We start from the raw sequence: 22,100 nt of genomic DNA on the forward strand, positions 1-22,100 counted from the left end.
AGCCCCCTTAGGCGCGCCTAACCGGCCCGCATCAGCATTCCGAACAGGTCGCGCGGATCGTCCGGGTCGGCCAACATGTCCAGAGGCTCAAAGAATGCAGTGCCTTTGATCGCCTGTTTGACATAGCGTAGGGCTGAGAAATCTTCGATCGCGAAGCCAACACTGTCGAACAGGGTGATTTGGCGGTCGTCTGTGCGCCCTTTGGCAGCTCCGGTCATAACCTGCCACATCTCGATCACGGGATGATCAGCATCCAGCGCTTGAATTTCGCCCTCGATCCGGGTTTGCTCGGGGTATTCGACGAAGATGTCCGAGCGCAGCAGGATATCGCGATGCAATTCTGTCTTGCCGGGACAATCACCACCGATGGCGTTGATGTGGACGCCGGGACCGACCATGTTGTCGGTGAGGATGGTGGCGTATTTCTTGTCGGCCGTGCAAGTAGTGATGATCTGAGCACCTTCAATAGCGTCTTCCGGCGTCTTGCATGGGATGACCGTCAGGCCTTTGCCTTGCAGGTTTGCGGTGCATTTCGCTGTTGCACCGGGATCGGTATCGTAAAGCCGGACAGTGTCGATCCCGCACATTGCCTTGAAAGCGAGGCATTGGAATTCGGACTGCGCCCCATTGCCGATCATGGCCATGGTCGTGGCATTCTTTGGGGCAAGATAGCGCCCGACCAGAGCCGACGTCGCCGCCGTGCGCAATGCAGTCAGCATCGTCATTTCGGTCAGCAGAGTGGGATACCCGGTGTAAACATCCGCCAGCAATCCGAATGCGGTCACTGTTTGCAGACCCTCGGAGGTGTTTTTGGGATGGCCGTTCACGTATTTGAACCCATATGCCTCCCCATCCGAGGTGGGCATCAGTTCAATCACACCGTGGGGGGAATGCGCCGGGATACGGGGTGTCTTGTCAAAGCTTTCCCACCGTTTGAAATCGGATTCGATCTGATCGGCGATCTGTACGATCATCTGTTCGACACCTATGTGGTGGATCAGCCGCATCATGTTGTCGACGGACACAAAAGGCACGAGTGCCTTTTCAGAAGGTTGGGTCATCAGAAACTCCGGGTGGGGCGGTCAAAGATGCGACGGCCCATAAGTGAGGCGGCCAGATCGACCATCAGTTTTGCGGTGCGGCCACGTTCATCCAGGAACGGGTTCAGTTCGACAAGATCCAGCGAACTGACCAGTCCGCTTTCATGCAGCAGTTCCATGACCAGATGAGCCTCGCGCTCGGTCGCACCGCCGGGAACAGTGGTGCCGACGGCAGGGGCAATGGCCGGATCCAGGAAATCAACATCCAACGAGACGTGAAGAATAGCGTTTTCGGCTTTCACGCGATCCAGAAACGCCAGCAACGGCGCCTTGATCCCATGTTCGTCAATGCTGCGCATGTCGGCCAGCATGGCGCGGTCCTGTTCCAGCGCCAAACGTTCCGCCGGGTCGACAGAGCGCAGGCCAATCATGCCGACTCGATCGGTTGGCACGACAGCGGGTAAGGGCGGAAGCGCCTCGAATCCCGACCTTCCTGTGAAATAGGCGACAGGTGTGCCATGCAGGTTGCCGCTGTCTGTACTGTCGGGGGTGTGAAAATCACTATGCGCATCCAGCCACAGAACGAATAGCGGGCGGTCGACCTTAGCAGCATAGGCGGCCATCCCGGTCACGGTTCCCATGGACAATGCGTGATCGCCGCCCATGAAGATTGGAATGCCCTGTTTAGCTGCTGTCAGTGCGGTCTTGCTCAGCGCTTGCGTCCATCCGACGCATTCGGGCAGCGCGAACAGGTGCGGATGTTCGGGCAGGTCCGTTTTTTCAGGTTGCACGTCGCCCCAATCGCAAACGGAGTGACCAAGATCGGCCAAGGCCTGATCCAGCCCGGCCACGCGATATGCGTCAGGACCCATTCGGCAACCCTGACGCCGTTTTCCGGCATCCATCGGCGCGCCGACTAAAATGATGTTTTTACGTTCCATGTGGTCCATTTAGGCCGTCACTGTGTCTTGCGTGAAGAGCACAAAATGCTCAAAATGGATCAGGAAACTCCTTAATGAGAAGGTAATATGGACGAATTGGATAGTCGTCTGCTGGGCGCATTGCAGCGTGACGCGCGCGCCAGCCTGTCAGAGCTGTCGGAAACGCTTGGTGTGACCCGCACTACGGTGCGCAGCCGTTTGCAACGGCTCAAGCAATCCGGAGAGATCGTTGGTTTTACCGTGTTGACGCGTCGGGATCTGGCGCAAAGCCCGGTACGTGGGCTGATGATGCTGGAAATCGAGGGGCGCGGCACCGAGCGCGTGATGTCCCGGATCGGAGCCATGCGGCAGGTCACGGCGGTCCATTCGACCAACGGCAGTTGGGATTTGATTGCCGAAATCAGTACTGAAACTCTGGCCGAACTGGACGAGGTTCTGTTTCATATTCGCAGGATCGACGGCGTTACACGTTCGGAAACGAACCTGCTGCTGTCAACACGCAAGGGGCGGCTCTAGTGCTTTGAGATGAATGCGACTTGTGCCAGAGTTTGTGAGTAGACAGGGTGCGACTTACCCTTAGGTAGGCCGCTTGCTGACTAAGGGTTCAGTATTTCCGGAAGGCTTGCGGCATGACCACATCTGAAAATGGTGACGAACCTTTGGCCGGTCAGTGGGCCGAACGACTTGCTGATCTGCTGGAAAAACCCTGGCTGCGCATCGCGATACCGGTCGTTATTACCGGGATTGCCCTTTCGGTTTTGCACGATCTGTCGGCCCATGTGAAATGGTCGGATGTCCAGACCGATATTTCGGCGACATCATGGAAATTGATGGTTTTTGCGATGTGCTGGACAGCGTTCAGCTTTTTGTCGCTGTCGCTCTATGATGTGTTCGCGGTACAGAGCGTGGCAGATGGCAAGGTGCCGTTACCTGTGGCGGGGATGGCCGGAGCCAGCGGATACGCGGTGTCGAACTGCCTTGGGTTTTCCTACATCACGGGAACCGCGATCCGGTATCGGATATACGCGTCGCTTGGCTTGGACCTTGGCCGGGTGGCTGGTGTAATCGCGACCTCGTGGGTGGCGTTCTGGATGGGTCTGATCCTGATTTTGGGCTTATTGCTGACCCTGCACCCGGATGGAATATCCAAGGTGATGCCCGTCAGCGAAACGGTCGAAACCACCATAGGGTTGTGCTTGCTGGCTGCATTTGTTGCGATGTTCATTTGGCTGTCCAGCGGTGGCCGGCGGTTGGCCGTTGCAGGCGTCGGTTTCGATCTGCCCGGAGGGAAACTGGCGGGCCTGCTGACGTTGGCTGCTATTGGCGACCTGTTTGGCGCATCCATGGCGCTTTACGTACTGATGCCGGATGATCTGGGTGTCGGGTACCCGTATTTCTTCACGATCTATATCGCTGCCATTGCCGTTGGAATCCTGAGCCATGCGCCGGGTGGGATCGGCGTGTTTGAGGCGACATTGATTGCCGGTCTGGGGGCGTCAGGCCGTTCGGATGTGATTGCTGCGTTGCTGCTTTACCGGGTGGTTTACACTTTTCTGCCATTTGCAGTCGCCAGCCTTTCCATTGCCGTTGCATCTGCCTTGACCCAAAGACACATGATCGGCGGTGCCGCCATCTGGGTCTATCGCGTGATCCGTCCCATGGTTCCGATGGTCGCGGCCGGGGTTGCCGCGGTGGCCGGGGTAATCTTGCTGGTGTCGGGCGCGCTGCCAGCGGGGGCGCAAAAGCTCAGCACGCTGAAAGATATGTTGCCGCTTTCGTTTGTCGAGGCTTCGCATCTTGCAGGCAGTGTCGTTGGGGTGTTGCTATTGCTGGTGTCGCGCGGGTTGTTCCGCAAGCTCTACCGGGCATGGGTCGTTGCGATGGTGTTGATGGGTGTGGGGTTCTTTGCGTCGCTTGCAAAGGGGCTCGACATCCACGAGGCGTTTTCGATGCTTGGAACGATTGGGCTGCTGGCTATGTTTCGTGGCGCGTTCTACCGGGTCAGTGGTGCGTCGATATTTCGGCTGAACATCCCATGGCTGATCAGTGTCGTGGTTCTGTTGGCGGTGATATTCTGGATCGGGCTGTTTGCATATTCGCATGTCGAATACCAAAACGATCTGTGGTGGCAGTTTGCCTGGAACGGTGACGCCTCGCGCTTTCTGCGGTCCAGCCTTGTTGTAGCCGTGATCGTGGGCATTGTTGCCGTGAACTCTCTGTTCGGGCGTGAGATTCCGACACCACAGCGGGTTGAAATCCCAGAGGTTGTCGAGCGGCTGGTGATGGAGAGTGAGGATACGGAGTCGCAAATCTCGCTCACCGGTGACAAGCAATTCCTGATCTCACCGGATGAGACCGCATTCTTAGCGTATGCAGACACGGGCAATGCGCTGATTTCAAAAGGAGAACCGGTTGGTGACGAGAGGGCCGGGCAGCAACTGATCTGGCAACTTCGGGAAATGGCGGATCGCGAAGGTAAACTCTGCGCGTTCTACAGTGTCTCGACCAAATATCTGCCGACTTTTCTGGATCTTGGACTGTCGATCCTGAAGATTGGTGAGGTTGCGCGGGTGTCATTGCACGACTTCTCGCTGGACGGAAAGTCGCGCAAGCGGTTCCGGCAGGCCAAGAACCGTGCTCAACGCGAAGGATATGTGTTCGAGATCATTCCGAAAGAAGAACTGGCGCCTCTGTTGCCAGACTTGCGTGGGATTTCAGACCGCTGGCTTGCGCAAAAGGCCGGTGCAGAAAAGGGCTTTGCGCTGGGTGGATTTGATGATCAATACCTGTCCTATTTCGATCATGCGATCCTGCGTGATGGCAACACCGGCAAGATCATGGCCTTTGCCAACCTGTTCCAAGGGGGAAATAAATCCGAGTTATCACTGGACCTTATGCGCTATGAACCCGATAGCCCAAGTTTCGTCATGGACGCTCTTTTCGCCGACATGATGGATTGGGGTGCGCAGCAGGGTTTTCACTGGTTTTCACTGGGTGCCGCACCGTTCTCAGGGATTGAGAACCGTCAGCTTGCCTCGCTTTGGAACCGGATTGGAGGGTTCGTTTACGAACATGGCGAACAGTTCTACCATTTTGAGGGTCTTCGTGCGTTCAAGCAGAAGTTCGATCCGGAATGGAGCCCGAATTATCTGGCCAGCCCCGGCGGGCTGGCCGCGCCCCGCATCCTCTATGAGGTCAATATCCTGATCTCGGGCGGGTTGCGCGGGTTAACCAAATAGCACCTAATTCAGGCTCGCGCGGGTTGGGGTTTTCTGCAGCAGATCGCCCCAATCCGTGCGATAGGCCATCTCGGCCAGAACGGTTTCAGGCAGGAATTCCTGATTTTGACGGATTTGCCATCCGCCGCCCAGGCCCTTGTAAACCGCCACCAGGTTGCTGGATACTTGCTGCCGCGCCTCGATCAGGTTGGCCTGTGATCGCAATAGCGCGGTCTGGGTGTTCAGAACACGCGAATAATCGGCAATGCCGTCTGTATACTGGTTGACGGCGATTTCGGCAGCTTTGCGTGAGGCCTCGACACTTTGCTGATAGAACCCGACCTGCTTACGTGCCTGCGCATAAGCGACCATGGCACTTTCAACTTCGGAATAAGCGGTCAGCACAGTGTTCTGATAATTCGCAATCAGCGCCTGGTAAGCGGCGTCTTGCGCGCGAACATTGTTCTTGATGCGGCCATAGTTCAGCACATTCCAGACCACACCAGCACTGGCCAATCCGGTTGTGCTGCCACCGCCGAACAGATCGCGCCCGCCGGATGCCTGCAGACCGATCGCGCCCGACAGGATAAATTGGGGATACAGATCCGCCATCGCGATGCCCACCTGTGCTGATTGCGTGGCTGCCGCCAGTTCAGCCGCGCGCACATCCGGGCGGCGGCGCAGCAATTCAGCGGGAACGCCCACAGCCACATTTGCTCGGGCCGATGGAATGCGTCCGGTATTGCCCAACAGACCGGTCATGCGAGAAGGTGTCGTGCCCAATAACACCGCAAGCGCGTTCTTGGTCTGTTGCAGGTCGCTTTCCAGTTCGGGTACCAGCGCCTTAGTGTTGTTCAACAGGGCGGTGGATTCCTGCACGTCCAGTTCCGTGGTGACGCCATTGTTGAACCGCAGCTGAGTCAGGTCTGCCGAGTCCTGCTGCAATTTGATGTTCTCGCGCGCAATTGCCAGCGTCTCTTGCAGCGCCCGGATATTGACGTAAAGCGCGGCGACGTCCCCGGTCAGCGTAACCAACGCGTCGTCGTAGTTTGCCACTTGCAGGGCCAGGTTGGATCGCGCCGCCTGAACACCGCGCCGCTGGGCGCCCCAGACGTCCAACTCCCACTGGGCATCGAAGCCGACTTGCGAGGTCGAGAACTCGGTATCCAGCGGGATGACGCGATTGACATCCGAAATTGGCCCCAGATTGTCGCTGATCTGGCGCCGTTCAAGCGAGCCGCCAATGGCCTGCGACTGCGGGTAAAGCTCGCCAAAGGCGATACCCAGTTGCGCGCGCGCCTGCAAAACCCGCGCACCAGCGACCTGAAGTGTCAGGTTCTGGGCGTAGGCCTCGGCAATCAGTTTGTTAAGGGTCGGATCATTGAATGTCTGCCACCATTTCACGACAGGCGCACTGCGCGAGGTCAGCCCGCTTTGACCGGCGCTGGGGTTGTTGACCTCAATCCATTGTTTTACGACAGGTGAATTGGGGCGCACAAAATCCGGTCCAACGGGTGTGCAAGCCGCGAGAGTGGCGGCGCAAATGGCGGTTCCCAACAACCTGCGGAGTGTCATGGCGCGCATCCTCAGATATCCAGGGGTCGGATGAAGTTGGCGAAGGAATAAAGGCGGATGTTGATGCGCCTCAGAAACTCAAAACTTTTGCCCTGGCCTGTATAGATTGCCACAGCGGCATGGCCGCCCGCTGGGAAGATGTGGTCTTCCGGCACATCGACGGTGATCTGAACCGCAATCCGACCGGGCAGTTTGGGCAGCTCGAAACCGGGCAGGCGGCCCGACGGGATGAGTTGCCCTTGACGGGTGGCCCACCAGATCGCTTCGACCTTGCCCGTCAGGATTTCACCGGGATAAAGATCAAGCGCGACTTCGACCTCTTGTCCCGGTTCGACAAATTTCAGGTTCTGCTGGCGGAATGTGGCAAGGATATAAGGGCTTTCATCAGTCACGAAGCTGGCAATCGCACCCAACCGGACGTCACCGACTACCAATCCGGGGCGGGCCTGCTGTGAGACGATCATGCCATTTTCAGGCGCATAGATTGTTGTGTTTTCCAGAAAATACTCGGCTTCGGCCAATTGCGCCTGCGCCTGAAGGATGCCCGTGTTCACGCCGTCAATCTGCGATTCCAGCGCCAGTTGAGCCTTGGTCAGGTTGGCCCCAGCCTGTTTGACGGCGGCCTGATCTTCCGTCACCTGTTCGTTCCATCGATCCAGATCGTCCTGACGGGCGCCTCCGGCCGGAACAAGATTCTCATACCGCGCCTGTTGGGTTTGCGCATAGGCCAATTGCGCATTGGCCCGTTCGACAGCTTCGGTCGACGCAATGACATCCTGTTCAAGGATTTTGGCATTCTGCTGTGCCGCCACCAACTGGGCCTGCGCATTATCGACCGCCAGCGAAAACACCGTATCATCGAACCGATACAGCGGATCGCCCTTTGCGACCGGTGTATTCGGTTCAACAAGAACCTCGGACAGAATCGTCGGCTGTGTCAGCTTGGGGATGATCTGTATGGTCGAACGTACCACGTGGCTGTCTGCTGAAAACGGCTGAAAGAAGCGCAATGCCACAAGGAAGATCAACAGCAGGTGTGCACCCACCCAGAACGAAACAATGCCCCAGGCAATGTTGAACTTCAGCCATTCCAGCTTGAAAAAAATGAGCCAGACGAAAATGATGTAGAACAGCGTGATGCCGAGGGCGACGAACATAGGAATTAGGGTCCTTCGGTCTTAACTGGGTTGTGTGTCATCTGTGTCCAGACGATCCTGGTATTCGGGTTTGACCTTGCCGCCAAGGCGTTTGATTTCATCGCGAATGGCATCTTTTTCCTCGTCCGGGCCCCGGCGAATATCGACCGTGACGCCATCGTGGAAAGCCCACATGAAGGCGTGAACCCAAGGCACGACAGCCAAAAACCCCATCCATCCCATGATCTTTACGGCTTCGGCATGGGGATGATTACGTTTGATCGCGATCCGCCCCGGAAGGCCCATAATGAACAGGAACAGCGCCATAACTGCTGCAAGCAGCAGGATCAGCGCGACCAATGTCAGATAGTCATAATAGCCCAGCGGCTGGCCCAATAGTCCCATGTGTGTGCCTCCATCAGGGGAAGGTTAGGGTATCCTCAGTCATTCGTTTTCAGTTCGTCAATCAACTTGTAGTCCGTTGGCGGGTCATCACAAATGCCCGGTCCGCATTCCAGCAGAGTTGAACCGGCGTTCAGTACGGCAAGTGCCAGCATGACAAAGAAGGCGGTTTTGGCCAGCTTGTTTCCCCCAAAATGTACCTCGCTGGCCGCGCCCGAGTCATATTGGCGATCAAACAGCAGCATGAACGACGTACCCAGCAGGACAAGGAAAAAGGCGATGCCCGCCCAAGTGTAATAATGCAGCCCCAGAACGGGCGATCCGTAATGGCCGGTTCCAGGCACAATGTGCAACAGGATTTGCCGGATCGAAACACTGCCGCCATACAAAGCGGCAATGAGCATGATGGCATAGTGCTGCGGTCGCGCGCCATAAAGCAGGTTCAGGCCCAGCCCGACGCCGACGGCTACAAAGCCGACACGCTGCAACAGGCAAAGCGGACAGGGCAGTTCGTAAAGGACAAGTTGATAGAAGAACGCCAGCGCCAGAACGAGACTGACGGCCAGCATTCCGATCGCGTTTAGTGTACGTGACAGTTCGGGTGTCATGATGAGGCCCTCAAAGCTGAATTGTCAGCTGACTGGTGGCGTGGAATTTCAACCAGTAGATACTCAGGGCAATCGTAAGTAAGAACAGCGCATTGCCTGCCTTTGTCATGTTGAAATAGTTGAGCCCCATCGTGGCAGTAAGTAATGCAAATAAAAGCGCAATCATGGCCCGGTGCTCCCCTCCCGTGCACATATCTTTATGCAAACGATAGTGTCAGGCCGGGTGGCATCTGGCAAGCGGCGCGGTAAATTGGAGACTATTCTTAATGTCCGCTAGTTACACAGGACGATGTCCGTTTGCCATTCCTGACTGCGCAGGTGCAGATCGCCTGGTAACGGCGCATCCGTGTAAATTGCGTCGATTTCTGCCAAAGAAGTGATGCGCGCCGGAGCCGAGCGGTGAAACTTGGAATGGTCGGCAACCAGAAATGTGCGGCGTGCCTGCGCAATGATGGTCTGGCTGACTTGTACCTCCTGAAAGTCGAAGTCCAGAAGATCTCCGTCAGTGTCCAAAGCTGAACAGCCGATTACGGCAAGGTCAAATTTGAATTGCCGAATGGTCGAAACAGTCAGGTTCCCGATCAACCCGCCGTCGGTGCGCCGCAGGACGCCACCGGCCATGACGACCTCACAATCCGGGTTCTCAATCAGAATGTTTGCGACATTGATGTTGTTGGTCACAACCATCAGATTCTTGTGGTTCAGCAATTGCCGCGCCACGGCCTCGGTCGAGGTTCCGATGTTCATGAAGATCGATGCGCCGTCGGGGATATCGGTGGCGCAAGCCTGTGCAATACGGGTCTTGGCGTCGGCGTTCAGGGCACGGCGGTCTTCATATCCGATGTTTGACACGCCCGAGCGCAGCACCGCGCCGCCATGCACCCGATCCAGTTTACCTGCCTCGGCCAACTCGGTCAGGTCGCGCCGGATCGTCTGGACCGTGACACCAAATCTTTCGGCCAACCCGTCAACGGTGACGCGGCCTTCGGCCCCGGCAATGTCCAGAATGTCAGATTGGCGAAAAGACAGGGACATGGTGTTTCCAAACTTGAAGTGTTTCTTTCGTTTTTGTTCTTTTTGGCCGATTTTGCAAGAACGGTATTAGGAGATTTCAGGTTAGTGTTGCAAAGCGAAAAAAGTCGAACATAAACATTGACCATACGAAGGATGTTCTGGCAAATGCCTGTCATCCATCCTGACAAGGAATCATTGGCATGCAGTCAGCGGACGTTCAGACAACGGACCTTTTTATCATCGGGGGCGGGATCAATGGTTGCGGCATCGCTCGGGATGCTGCTGGTCGCGGGCTGTCAGTTACATTGGCAGAGATGAATGATCTGGCCTCGGCCACATCATCAGCCTCGACGAAATTGTTTCATGGCGGGTTACGCTACCTGGAGTATTTCGAAATCCGTCTGGTCCGTGAGGCTCTGATCGAGCGTGAAACCCTGTTGCGCGCGATGCCGCATATCAGCTGGCCGATGCGCTTTGTGCTGCCCTACCACAAGGACATGCGGTTTGACTCGGAAACGCCGACCTCCCGGCTGCTCAGTACGGTCATGCCGTGGATGCGCGGGCGGCGTCCGGCCTGGCTGATCCGGTTGGGTTTGTTCATGTATGACAATCTGGGTGGTCGCAAAATTCTGCCGGGCACCACGTCGCTGAACCTGCGATCGGGTCCGGAAGGCGTCCCGTTACAGGACAAGTTCGAAACGGCTTATGAATATTCTGATTGCTGGATCGAAGATTCACGGTTGGTGGTCCTGAATGCCCGCGACGCCGAGGCGCGCGGTGCGCAGATCATGGTGCGAACCGAGGTGATTTCGGCCGAGCGGGTGGACGACCTTTGGCAGGTATCACTTCGTGATCGCAGCAGCGGCGAAACCCGTCTTGTCCGGGCCAGAATGCTGATCAATGCGGGTGGCCCTTGGGTCGGGGACATCATCCAGACCAAGATCCGAGTGAACTCACGCGAGGGTGTTCGACTTGTTCGGGGCAGCCATATTGTGACACCCCGGCTCTATGACCACGACAAGTGTTATTTCTTTCAGGGCGAAGACGGCCGCATCATTTTCGCCATTCCGTATGAACAGGACTTTACCCTGATCGGCACAACGGATCAGGATCACCCGGACCCTGACACGAAACCCGTCTGTACCGAGGTCGAACAGGAGTATCTGTGCGCCTTCGCATCGAAGTATTTCAAGCGCGCTGTGACCCGCGAAGATGTTGTGTGGACCTATTCCGGTGTGCGGCCGCTTTATGATGACGGCGCCAGCAGTGCCACCGCCGCAACGCGGGATTACACGCTGAAGGTCGATGCGCAGGGTGGGGCGCCTGTATTGAACGTGTTTGGCGGCAAGATCACCACCTATCGACGGCTTGCGGAAAGTGCTCTGGAGAAGGTTGGTGAATTTTTTCCGAATATGCCGGGCCCCTGGACCGCCGGTGTGACGCTTCCGGGCGGTGACTTTCCGGTTGATGCTGTTGAAGCCCTGACTGATCGGCTTTTGGCCAGGTATCCGTTTCTGGGTGCCGCCTGGGCTGCACGCTTGATCAGGGCCTATGGAACCGAAGCAACAGAGGTCCTTGGCGATGCGCAGCAGCCGTCTGATCTGGGCGAGGATTTTGGCGCAACCCTGACCGCGCGGGAAGTCGCGTGGCTGATCGACAAGGAATATGCACGGACCGCCGAAGATGTCGTCTGGCGGCGCAACAAGCTGGGCTTGCGACTGAATGCCGAGCAGATCGCGCGGATCGACGGCTGGATGGCTGAACGGCTGGCCCCCGGCTCGACCTGATCCATCTTTCTATCCTCTTGGCGGGTGATGAGTGTTGTGCTAGCCGTTGGATACGGTCGGCAGACACCGAGGCGTCGCTGCTCTTACCCAGAGTGCTAAACCTGCCAGTGTATGTGAAACTATCGCAACCATCAGGGCGTTGTTTCGTCAAGTCAGCGACCAACGATCGCGCAAAACGCCCGATATGGATTTGTGATGAGCAAAACTCCTGTACACTTGCACGCCGATGATCTGACCGGATTCGTGCGTATCCTGTCCCAACAACTTGGCGACTCCAGCCCGTCGCACCTGACCCTGATGAATATGGTCGCTCGTGCCGCCGGGTTTCAGAACGTGCAACATATGCGCGCCACCAGTGCCGCTGCCAGGCGGATCGAGGCTCGCCCGAAACAACCGGCTGCTGACATGCGCACGGTTGAGCGCACATTGCACCTGTTCGACGCACAAGGCAGACTTCGGCAATGGCCGTCAAAACGATCGGTGCAGACTTTGTCTTTGTGGGGGCTCTGGTCTGCGGTACCGGCAGCCGCGGTGCTGCAAGAGGGTGAGGTCAACGCGTGCCTCAATGCCGAACATTGTTTTGATGACCCTGCAACCCTGCGCCGGACCATGATTTCCTGTGGGCTGCTGACACGGAACCGGGATGGATCGGATTATCGCCGGGTCGAGCAGGCACCGACACCAGAAGCAAAGGTGGTGATCCGCGAACTCTCTGAACGTCGGCGGGGAAGACCAGACTGACGCCAGAAAAAAGCCCCGCCGAAGGGCGGGGCTTTGATTGGATCAGGCCGCTTCTTCTGAAGGGCCGGGATCGTTTTTGCTGCCTTTCAGCCACTCACGCATGCTTTGCATCAGGGCGTAGAGGACAGGCACCACGATCACGCCAACCAGCGTCGCGGCCAACATGCCACCGAACACGGCGACACCGATGGCTTTCTGGCTGGCCGCACCTGCACCATTGGCGGCCAGCAGCGGTACGACGCCCAGCAGGAAAGACAGGGCAGTCATCATAACAGCGCGGAACCGCTGATGAGCGGCCTCGACGGCAGCTTCCTTGATCGAAAGACCCTTGGCGCGCTGTTCCATTGCAAACTCGACGATCAGAATGCCGTTCTTCGAAGCCAGACCCACCAGCATGATCATACCGATCTGTGTATAAAGGTTAATATCACTGCCAACGATGGCAACCGCGGCCACCGCCCCGAACAGGGCCACGACCACTGACAGCAGGATCGAGACCGGCATAGTCCAGCTTTCATACTGTCCCACAAGGAACAGGTAACCGAATAGGATGGCCAGCCCCAGAATAATGATCACCAGGCTGCCTGACGCCAACTGTTGTTGTGCCGTCCCCGTCCATTCGAACGAGTATCCCGGCGGCAGGGCTGAAGCAGAGACCTCTGTCATCGCGGTGATCGCATCGCCGCTGGAAAGGCCCGGTGCAGGCACCGCCGTAACCGTTGCCGACCGGAACAGGTTATGCCGTTTCAGCAGAACCGGCCCCAACACGTTTTCTACGTCGATCAGGGTGCCCAGTGGCACCATGTCGCCCTTCTGAGAGCGCACATAGAGGCTGGCAATGTCATCGACATTGTCGCGATAGCTGCCTTCCGCCTGGATCATTACGCGATAGACGCGACCAAACAGGTTGAAGTCGTTGACATAATACGACCCCAGCTGGGCCTGCATGGTCTGGAAAATCTCAGCCACCGAGACGTCCAGTGTTTTGGCTTTCTCGCGGTCCAGATCCACGAACAGCTGCGGAACGTTGGCGCGGAATGTCGTATAGGCCTGCCCGATCTCGGGGCGCTGGTTGGCCGAATAGACAAACGACCCCACAGCCGAAGCCAGATCCTGCGGCGAGCCGCCTCCGGTTTGCTGCACCTCCATCTCAACCCCGGCAGACATGCCAAGACCCTGAATTGGTGGCGGGTTGAAGGCAACGGTCGAGGCTGCGGTTTCGTTATTCGCGATGGCCAGCACCTTGGCCAGAATGGCCTTGGCGCTCAGGTCCTCCTCCTGCCGTTCGGCCCAGTTGTCGAGGTTCACGAAGATCGCAGCGCCGTTGGTGATTGTGCCGTTCAGCAATGAAAAGCCATTGATCAGAACGGTGCTGGACACACCCGGGATCTCGCGTATCTGGTCATCGAGGCGCTTTGTCACGGCCTCGGTCCGTTCCAGCGTCGCGGCGTCAGGCAGTTGCACGTCAACAAAGAGATAACCATTGTCTTCCAGCGGGATAAACCCGGCTGAGGTGTTCGACATGATTGCCCCTGTTCCCATGCCGAGACCAACCACGATGGCCAGCGCGATAGCTGGAAAGACAAGCAGTTTGCGCACAATAGCGACATAGCCGTTGCGAACGCCACCAATGAAGTTTTCGAACAGCGCAAGTAGCCCTTTGGGCGGCCCTGAGCGGGCCTTAAGGACCAGCCCGCACAGGGCAGGTGACAGTGTCAGCGCGTTGATGGACGAGATCACAACAGCGGTCGAGATCGTGACAGCGAACTGAGAGTACAACCGCCCGGAGATACCCGGCATGAAGGTCACCGGTACGAACACCGCCAACAGAACCAGTGTGGTCGCGATGACGGGGCCGGTGATCTGCCCCATAGCCTTACGGGTGGCTTCGGCTGGGGGCAGCCCCTCATCAGCGATGATGCGCTCGACGTTTTCGACCACGACAATGGCGTCATCAACCACGATGCCGATGGCCAAAACCAGTGCGAACAGCGAGATCGTGTTCAAAGACATGCCGAAGGCCAGCAAGAAAGCAAACGTGCCAATCAGTGAGACCGGGATGGCAACCGCCGGAATGATCGTGGCACGCCAACTGCCGAGGAACACAAAAACGACCGAGATCACAAGTGTGAAGGTCAGGATCAGTGTGGAAACAACGTCATTCAACGAGGCTTCGACAAAGTCGGTCGTGTTGAAGGGGACATCATATTCGACATCCGACGGGAATGCGCGGGACAGCCGCTCCAGTTCCGCCTGCACGCGCTCTGAAACGGCGAGGGCGTTTGCGCCGGGGGCTTGATAGATGCCGATCACGGTGGCGGGTACAGACTGAAAATAACCGGACGCCGAGTAGAACTGTGCACCAAGCTCAACCCGGGCGATGTCTCTTACGCGGACAATTGCGCCGGCATCTCCGGTACGGATCACGATGTCGCCAAATTCTTCGGCTGACGTCAGTCGACCTTTGGATTTGATCGTGTATTGAAAGGTCTGCCCTTCGGGCACAGGCGGTGCACCGATCGAGCCTGCAGACACTTCGATATTCTGTTCGCGGATCGCGTTGATCACATCACCTGGTGTGATGGACAGGGCTGCCATCTTGTCAGGGTCCATCCAGACCCGCATGGCGTATTCAAGGTTGGTCAGAACATCAGCCTTACCCACGCCTTGCACACGCGCCAGCGCATCGCGCAGGTTGATCGAGGCATAGTTGGAAAGAAACACGCTGTCATAGGTGCCATTGGGCGAGGTCAGCGTGACCAGCATCAGCATATTGGTCGACGATTTTTGTGTGACAACGCCCGAAGATGTCACTTCGGCGGGCAACGAAGACATTGCCTGCGCCACCCGGTTCTGCACGTTGACCGAGGCGATATCGGGGTCGGTGCCAACTTCGAAGGTTACGTCCAACGAATACGAGCCGTTGTCAGACGATCTGGATGTCATGTAGATCATGTCGTCCACACCGTTGACCTGCGCCTCGATCGGTGCGGCCACAGTGTTCTCCACTGTTTCCGCATTTGCGCCGGTGTATTTGGTGGAGACGTTGACCACGGGCGGGGTAATGTCCGGGAACTGCGCGACCGGCAGCACCAGATAGCCGATGCCACCCATGATGGTCAGCACCAGCGAGATGACAAACGCCAGCTTTGGCCGGCTGATGAACAGGGCTGAGAACATCGATTATTCTCCCGGCTGTTCAGAGGCGACGACCGCGTCAACAGCCACACCGGGACGGACCCGTTGCAGGCCCTCGACAATCACGCTTTCACCCTCACGCAAGCCTTCGGTAACGATGATGGCGGTACCTTCCGTGTTGCCTGTGGTGATATATCGCTGCTCCACCATCTGCTTGTCGTTTACAACCAGAACAAAATCACCACGCTGATCGCGTTGCAGCGCAGCTTGCGGCACCAGAACTTGCAAGGTCGGTTGCAACGCTTCGATCTGCACATTCACGAATGCACCGTCCAGGATCAAACGGTCGGCATTTTCGAACTGGGCGCGCATTGTGATCGCGCCGGTCAACGGGTCGATACGATTGTCGACAAATACGATCCTGCCCGTTTCATCCAGCTTGGTTCCATTTGGCAGCGTGATATGCACGTTGGGGCTTTGCGGGCTGTCCGCAAGAGAAGCGGAATTTGCGCCAACGGTCTGAAGAACCGAAGTAAAGAGTTTTTCGTTGAGCGAGAAATTCACATAGATTGGCGTCTCGCTAACAATGTTCACCAGCGGCGGGTTAGTCGGGCCGACCACATCACCGACACTGGTGGTGATGCTGCCTATACGTCCATCAAAAGGCGCGTGGATCTGTGTATAGCTGAGGTCCAGTTCGGCCTGCTGGATCGCTGCATTTGCGGCCTTGACCTGAGCCTCGGCGACCAGTTCGTTTGCCCGAGCGATGTCGCGTTCGGATTCAGGTGTCGCGTCGCGCTTGTAAAGCTCTTCCTTACGCGCCAGGTCCACCTTGGCCAACTCAAGATTTGCCTCGGCTCGGTTCAGATCAGCTTTTCGGGCCTCCAATGTCGCCTCGTAAAGGTCCGGTTCGATGGTGAACAACAGGTCTCCTTCCTTGACCGTAGCCCCATCCTCGACATTTCGGCTGTTGAGAAAACCGTTCACGCGGGCGACGATGTCGACCTTATTGATCGCCTGAGCGCGCCCTATGAAGGAAGCCTCGTCGGTGATTTCTTCGGTGTAGGCGGCCGCAATCGTAACTTTCGGTGCCGCTCCTTCGTCCTGTGCAGTTGCAGGTTGGGCCAGTCCCAGGGATATCAGCAATAATGCGGTGGCAATTGGATTGCGGGCCTGAGTTGGAAAAGGGAAAACTTGGGACATGGCGAAAGCCTCGTGCATTTCAGAAACAATTGGTGTCCATCCCGGCGGTCACAATCGCGCGAGTCGACAAAACTTGTTTGCAGGATGGCTTGTTTACCACGATTTCTCAAGCGCGATGAATCCCGAGGTGGTTCGCGATGACGCCAAAAATTTGAGCAAGTAAGCTGGTTTAGGTGTCGGCCCGTTCCGAGGTGCCGAACGAAAACAGGGGCCAACGGCCCCCGTTTGAGTATCCGAATATCAGGGTGGTCAGCCGCGTTTACCAGCGAATTTTGCCTGCCATTCTTCGCGCTGTTCGTCTGTGATCTTGGCGAACAGAACGTCTGGCACGGTAAGGTCGTGACCCGCGGGTAGCGCGTTCAACGCTGCGGCTACGTCTTCCGGCCAGCTGGTATCAAGCGTGTTCATGGCGCTTAGCATCTTGGCCGAGGTATCAGGGATGAACGGCGCGCTGAGCACCGCATAGAACCGGATCAGGTTCAGGCCCAGACGCACCTGCGCAGCGGCCCCTTCGGGGTCTTCTTTGAAGGTTGACCACGGCGCCGCAGCTTGCAGGTATTCATTGCCAGCCACCCAGATGGCCCGCAGTTCCTGAGCCGACTTGCGGACGTCCATTGCTTCCATATGCGCCTCGTAAGCGCGGACGCGTTTGGTGAGTTCATCGATCAGAGCGTTCTCACGCTCGCCAAAGTCACCGCCTTCGGGCACCACCTCACCGAATTTCGAGCGGCAGAACTTGGTGATGCGGCTGACGAAGTTGCCTAGAACATCGGCCAGATCCTTGTTCACGGATTGTTGGAAGTTCTCCCACGTGAACTCGCTGTCGCTGCTTTCTGGCGCATGGCTCAGCAGCCACCACCGCCAGTAGTCAGCTGGCAGAATCTCGAGAGCCTGATCCATAAAAACGCCACGCCCCTGCGAGGTCGAGAACTGGCCGCCGTCGTAATTCAGGTAGTTGAAGGATTTCAGGTGGTCGACCATTTTCCACGGCTCGCCCGATCCCAGAATAGTGGCGGGGAAAGAAAGTGTGTGAAACGGCACGTTGTCCTTACCCATGAACTGGACATAGCGCACATCGTCCGCGCCCTTATCGGTGCGCCACCAGCGTTCCCACTCAGAATCGGGTTTCCCCGTGGAATCCGCCCATTCCTTGGCACAGGCGATGTATTCAATCGGCGCGTCGAACCAGACATAGAAGACCTTGCCTTCCATACCGGGCCAGTCCTGATCGCCTTTCTTGACCGGAACGCCCCAGTCCAGATCGCGGGTGATCCCCCGGTCTTGCAACCCGTCGCCATCATGCAGCCATTTCTTGGCAATGGATGTGGTCAGGATCGGCCAGTCGGTTTTGCTGTCAATCCAGGCATCCAGCTGATCCTTCATTGCCGATTGGCGCAGATAGAGGTGCTTGGTCTCGCGTACTTCCAGATCCGTCGAGCCCGAAATGGCCGAGCGCGGTTCAATCAGGTCGGTTGGATCCAACTGCTTGGTGCAGTTTTCACACTGGTCGCCACGTGCGTTCTCGTATCCGCAATTGGGGCAGGTGCCCTCGATATAGCGGTCCGGAAGAAAGCGACCATCTGCGTTGGAATAGATTTGCTTTTCCGTGACCTCGCGGATCAACCCGGCCTCATCCAGCTTTCCGGCAAAATGTTGGGTCAGCTTTTTATTCTGCTCGCTGGATGAGCGGCCAAAGTGATCAAAGCTCATCCCAAAACGCTTGGCGATGTCAGCCTGAATTTCGTACATGTCCGCGCAATACTCGGCCACCGGCTTTCCAGCTTTGGCAGCGGCCAATTCGGCTGGCGTGCCGTGTTCGTCGGTGGCGCACAGGAACATGACCTCGTTCCCCCGGCCACGCTGGTAGCGTGCATACAAGTCGGCAGGCAGTTGCGAGCCGATCAGATTGCCGAGATGCTTGATCCCATTGATGTAAGGGATCGCCGAGGTGATGAGAATCCGAGCCATATTCCGTTTCCGCATATCTAACTGCGCGTTCGTCTAACCTAAGTCACCGCTCAGCAAAAGCCCGGTTTCGTAGGTGACTGGAATAACTCTGATTTGTAACGCGCGCCTGATAGGGCGACCAAGCCGCCGATGGCCGTTGTAATACGGTCAGATTGTGGTCAGCCAATACGCAGACTCTGCGCAATGCAGGGCTGCGGGTCCGCTATTCATTCCTCGCGGGCGCGTTTCAGCAACCTTCCGACCGTAAAGGATGTACGCGGTGCGTAGACGTAATTGGTTCTCTCCGCGGGTGTTGGACGCGACCGCATCCGGGCCAGGCCGAAACCGATCAGGAATACGTGGCCGACCGCAACAAATGCAAACAGCGCGCTGGGGCCGAAATCCTGGATCAGTGTTGACGTGATATAGGGTGACGCAATAGCCCCCAGCGCGTACCAGAACATCAAGGCGGCAGACAACTCGACCCTTTGTTCGGTTGTCGCAAAATCGTTGGCATGTGCGGATGACACCGAAAAGATTGGGAATGTCGTGAACCCAAAAAGCGCCGCTGCAAGCATGACACCGACGGTTCCCGTGTCGCTTGCCGCCATTGTGACCCCGCAGCTTAGTACCGCCGCGACCGAAAGCCAGATCAAGACCCAGCGCCGGTCGTATTTGTCCGCGAGCCATCCCATCGGATACTGCGCCAGCGCCCCGCCCAGAACGAAAGAGGCGAGGAAGAAGGCGATTTGATCCACTCCCAACCCGACTTCCTGACCGTAGACGGGCCCGACCATTCGGAAAGATGCTGAACTGAGTGCCGAAACAATGACGCCCGCGACGGCCAACGGCGAACTGTGCCATGCCAGTTTCGGGCGCAGGCGGGGGGCGTCGGGCGTCTTCGGCTGACTTGCGCGTGTCAGTGTCAGCGGCAGCAATGAGGCGCAGCAAAGGATCGCCAAGAGGTTATAGGAAACATACGAGGCGGGTGGCAGGACGGCGATGATCAACTGAGCACTCAGCGAGGCACCCATATCGACGATGCGATAGGTGCCCATGGCTCGTCCACGTGTCTCATTGGTCACTTTTGCATTCAGCCACGCTTCGATGACAGTGTAACTACCTGCCACACATGTGCCCGAGGCGATGCGCAACGCCGCCCATACATAAGGATTGTCTGTCAGGGTGTGCCCGATCAACCCCATCGCGCCCAGCGCTGTGCATACGGCAAATGCGCGGGAATGCCCGACACTGCCCATCAGTCGCGGCGCCCACCAGCAACCTATGAAAAAGCCAAGGAAATGCGCTGAACCCAGCATACCGATCTGTTCGGTCGAAAAGCTTAAGGTGATCCCGGAAATGGCATCAAGTGGCCCGACGCCGCCCGTTGAAAGCTGAAGCAGAATGACCGAAAGAAACAGGGCGGCAAATGAAATGATCGTGCGCATGGTTTTCTCAGATAGGCGGCGTCACCGGACAATGCGCGCAACTATTCGACTTTATCCAGTCGTTTTTTGCTTTTTGTCGATTAGGTTGCACGAATGATCTCGGCACGTATGTCCAGTCCGACGTTTTGTCCTACCAGATCGGGATAACCCGAGGCACCGAAATCGTGCCGGTTCAATGTCCCGGTCAAACCTATGGACAGGCGGTTGAGGTCGTTCGCGGCTGTTCCGGGCTGGCGGTATAGGTTGGCATCCAAAGTTATGGGGTGCGTCACATCTCGGATACTCAGTTCCCCCGTGACACGAGCACCATTCGATATGCGCCCATCGGCCCCCAATTGAATGTCAGTCGATACGAATTGAATTGTCGGGTAGGTTTCGGCGCCCAAAACACCGGGGCCGAGCATCGGCATGCGGGCAAAGGGCAAGCGTGTTCTGGCCTTGTTGACATCCAGCACCACCGTGACCCGGCTGTTTTGCAGGCGGTGCATGTCAATCTGTACGTCCGCCTGCCGGATCGGCATTGATCCGGTCTGAGGGATACCTGACAGATCAAAGGTAAAACCAACCACGGTGGCTTTCGTTGACAAAATGTATGGCTGCAACGCGGCTTGCACCGTACGGGCCAAAGGCAGAGCCACCATCCCTGCAAGCACCAAGCGGCGGGTCAGGTGTGTCACGCCATGACCGTGTCCCGTCTGGGGCGGGATCTTTTGATCAACATCAGAACGATGGCAATGTTCAAACCGTTCCAAAGAATTCCGTTGACGAAGGCCAGGTGGTAACTTCCGGTGACATCGTAAATCCAGCCTGACATCCAGCCGCCAAGCGCCATGCCAAGGATGGTCATCATCAAGACGAATCCGACCCGCGCCCCGGCGTCCTGCGGCGGCATGTATTCACGGACAACCAAAGCGTAGCTGGGCACGATGCCACCCTGCGCCAGACCGAACAGCAAGCTGATCACATAAAGTGAGACCATCCCGTCATATGGCAGGAACAGGAACAGGGCGATGCACTGCAAGACTGAGCCGATCAAGAGCGTCATGACGCCGCCCAGACGGTCGGCCAACAGGCCCGAGAGAATACGGCTGGCGACGCCACCTAGCAGCATCAGCGATAGCATTTCGGCCCCCACTGCGGGGCCGTATCCCAGCCCGACGCAATACGACACGATATGGACCTGTGGCATGGACATCGCTACGCAGCATCCAATACCAGCCAGGCCAAGGATGTACTGTAACACGCGTGGTGAAACGCCGACAGTGCGCGCGTTGATCTGGGCTGTGGCCGCGGCTGTGCTGTGTGCTTCGACCGGGACCTGACGACGCAACAGCAAGGACAGGGGGATGACAATCAGCAGCGTCAATAGCGCCAATGTCAGGTAGACCTGTTGCCAGCCATCCCGTAACAGAATGCCGGACAGCAGGGTGGGCCAGATTGCGCCAGAGATATAGTTTCCGCTGGCCACCAATGCGACGGCGAACCCACGCCGCTTCATGAACCAGTGCGAGATATCGGCGATCAAGGGGCCAAACCCGATCGATGTTCCCAGCCCGACCAGCAGATGCGCCGCAGATAGTAGTGTTATATTCGGGGCCAGCGTTGCCAATAGATAGCTGAAGGCGCTTAATACAGCGGCGCCGATCAGGGCGCGTGTCACGCCCAGCCGGTCCACCAGTTGTCCTAGCCACATATTGCCCAGCGCAAATCCGATCATCGTAAGCGTATATGGCATCGAGGCTTCGGCGCGACTGGCGCCGAATTCTGCTTCGACAGTAGGCATGACCACGATGACCGCCCACATCCCTACATTCGCCACAGTTGCGATGGCGAGCGTGATCAGAAGGCGAATCCAGGAATAGCGGCTGTCATGGATCGGATGGCTCATGCGGCGACGCTAGG

General features: G+C 57.3%; 18 protein-coding genes. 4 read left to right on the top strand and 14 right to left on the bottom strand.

Going from position 1 to position 22,100, the window contains the following annotated elements; all coding sequences use genetic code 11:
- Positions 1–17 precede the first annotated feature (17 nt).
- Both ACR0J7_RS00365 and rocF read right to left on the bottom strand, forming a co-directional pair.
- A complete protein-coding gene (locus tag ACR0J7_RS00365) occupies positions 18–1,061 on the bottom strand; it encodes an ornithine cyclodeaminase (RefSeq protein WP_480912967.1) in 1,044 nt (347 codons plus the stop codon).
- The gene (gene rocF / locus ACR0J7_RS00370; RefSeq protein WP_480565112.1) at positions 1,061–1,981 is read right to left on the bottom strand and encodes an arginase; all 921 of its coding nucleotides are present in this window, start codon (positions 1,979–1,981) and stop codon (positions 1,061–1,063) included. The genes ACR0J7_RS00365 and rocF overlap by 1 nt, the downstream gene beginning before the upstream one ends.
- 87 nt (positions 1,982–2,068) lie before the next feature.
- On the opposite strand from rocF, the gene ACR0J7_RS00375 reads away from it, so the two are divergent.
- A complete protein-coding gene (locus ACR0J7_RS00375) occupies positions 2,069–2,497 on the top strand; it encodes an Lrp/AsnC family transcriptional regulator (protein ID WP_480472343.1) in 429 nt (142 codons plus the stop codon).
- 113 nt (positions 2,498–2,610) lie between these two features.
- Entirely contained in the window at positions 2,611–5,220 is a 2,610-nt protein-coding gene (mprF, locus tag ACR0J7_RS00380; RefSeq protein WP_480912969.1) for a bifunctional lysylphosphatidylglycerol flippase/synthetase MprF, read from the top strand.
- Between the two features lie 3 nt (positions 5,221–5,223).
- Here mprF and ACR0J7_RS00385 read toward each other — a convergent pair whose 3' ends face one another.
- The 6 genes from ACR0J7_RS00385 to ACR0J7_RS00410 all read right to left on the bottom strand — a co-directional run bounded on the left by ACR0J7_RS00385 (position 5,224) and on the right by ACR0J7_RS00410 (position 9,955).
- Complete coding sequence (locus ACR0J7_RS00385) at positions 5,224–6,774, bottom strand: efflux transporter outer membrane subunit (protein ID WP_480898430.1); 1,551 nt, start codon at positions 6,772–6,774, stop codon at positions 5,224–5,226.
- Between the two features lie 11 nt (positions 6,775–6,785).
- Entirely contained in the window at positions 6,786–7,931 is a 1,146-nt protein-coding gene (locus ACR0J7_RS00390) for an HlyD family secretion protein (RefSeq protein ID WP_267366155.1), read from the bottom strand.
- A gap of 21 nt (positions 7,932–7,952) precedes the next feature.
- Entirely contained in the window at positions 7,953–8,315 is a 363-nt protein-coding gene (locus ACR0J7_RS00395; protein ID WP_480485873.1) for a DUF3302 domain-containing protein, read from the bottom strand.
- 35 nt (positions 8,316–8,350) lie between these two features.
- On the bottom strand, positions 8,351–8,920 hold the full coding sequence (locus ACR0J7_RS00400; RefSeq protein WP_480485871.1) for a disulfide bond formation protein B: 570 nt from the start codon (positions 8,918–8,920) through the stop codon (positions 8,351–8,353).
- Positions 8,921–8,930: 10 nt separating this feature from the next.
- Positions 8,931–9,086, bottom strand: a complete 156-nt coding sequence (locus ACR0J7_RS00405) for a DUF5993 family protein (RefSeq protein WP_480912970.1) — start codon at positions 9,084–9,086, stop codon at positions 8,931–8,933.
- Positions 9,087–9,193: 107 nt separating this feature from the next.
- Positions 9,194–9,955, bottom strand: a complete 762-nt coding sequence (locus ACR0J7_RS00410) for a DeoR/GlpR family DNA-binding transcription regulator (RefSeq protein ID WP_480565103.1) — start codon at positions 9,953–9,955, stop codon at positions 9,194–9,196.
- Positions 9,956–10,134: 179 nt separating this feature from the next.
- Here ACR0J7_RS00410 and glpD point away from each other — a divergent pair, with 179 nt between their 5' ends.
- Positions 10,135–11,721 carry a glycerol-3-phosphate dehydrogenase gene (glpD, locus tag ACR0J7_RS00415; protein WP_480912973.1) on the top strand — a complete coding sequence of 529 codons (1,587 nt, stop codon included), beginning with the start codon at positions 10,135–10,137 and terminating at the stop codon, positions 11,719–11,721.
- A gap of 195 nt (positions 11,722–11,916) precedes the next feature.
- Positions 11,917–12,462 (top strand): DUF2087 domain-containing protein, encoded by a 546-nt coding sequence (locus ACR0J7_RS00420; protein WP_480912975.1) that lies wholly within the window; start codon positions 11,917–11,919, stop codon positions 12,460–12,462.
- 42 nt (positions 12,463–12,504) lie between these two features.
- Here ACR0J7_RS00420 and ACR0J7_RS00425 read toward each other — a convergent pair whose 3' ends face one another.
- The 6 genes from ACR0J7_RS00425 to ACR0J7_RS00450 all read right to left on the bottom strand — a co-directional run bounded on the left by ACR0J7_RS00425 (position 12,505) and on the right by ACR0J7_RS00450 (position 22,086).
- Entirely contained in the window at positions 12,505–15,642 is a 3,138-nt protein-coding gene (locus ACR0J7_RS00425; protein ID WP_480869188.1) for an efflux RND transporter permease subunit, read from the bottom strand.
- A 3-nt stretch (positions 15,643–15,645) separates the two neighbouring features.
- Positions 15,646–16,803, bottom strand: coding sequence for an efflux RND transporter periplasmic adaptor subunit (locus tag ACR0J7_RS00430; RefSeq protein ID WP_480505461.1), 1,158 nt, complete (start codon positions 16,801–16,803; stop codon positions 15,646–15,648).
- Positions 16,804–17,052: 249 nt separating this feature from the next.
- Positions 17,053–18,771 carry a methionine--tRNA ligase gene (gene metG, locus ACR0J7_RS00435; protein ID WP_480565091.1) on the bottom strand — a complete coding sequence of 573 codons (1,719 nt, stop codon included), beginning with the start codon at positions 18,769–18,771 and terminating at the stop codon, positions 17,053–17,055.
- A gap of 206 nt (positions 18,772–18,977) precedes the next feature.
- Positions 18,978–20,198 carry an MFS transporter gene (locus ACR0J7_RS00440; RefSeq protein ID WP_480485858.1) on the bottom strand — a complete coding sequence of 407 codons (1,221 nt, stop codon included), beginning with the start codon at positions 20,196–20,198 and terminating at the stop codon, positions 18,978–18,980.
- A gap of 80 nt (positions 20,199–20,278) precedes the next feature.
- A complete protein-coding gene (locus ACR0J7_RS00445; protein ID WP_480558583.1) occupies positions 20,279–20,875 on the bottom strand; it encodes a YceI family protein in 597 nt (198 codons plus the stop codon).
- The gene (locus ACR0J7_RS00450; RefSeq protein WP_480565088.1) at positions 20,872–22,086 is read right to left on the bottom strand and encodes an MFS transporter; all 1,215 of its coding nucleotides are present in this window, start codon (positions 22,084–22,086) and stop codon (positions 20,872–20,874) included. The genes ACR0J7_RS00445 and ACR0J7_RS00450 overlap by 4 nt, the downstream gene beginning before the upstream one ends.
- Positions 22,087–22,100: the final 14 nt, after the last annotated feature.

Source organism: Ruegeria sp. O4 (genome assembly GCF_056535125.1).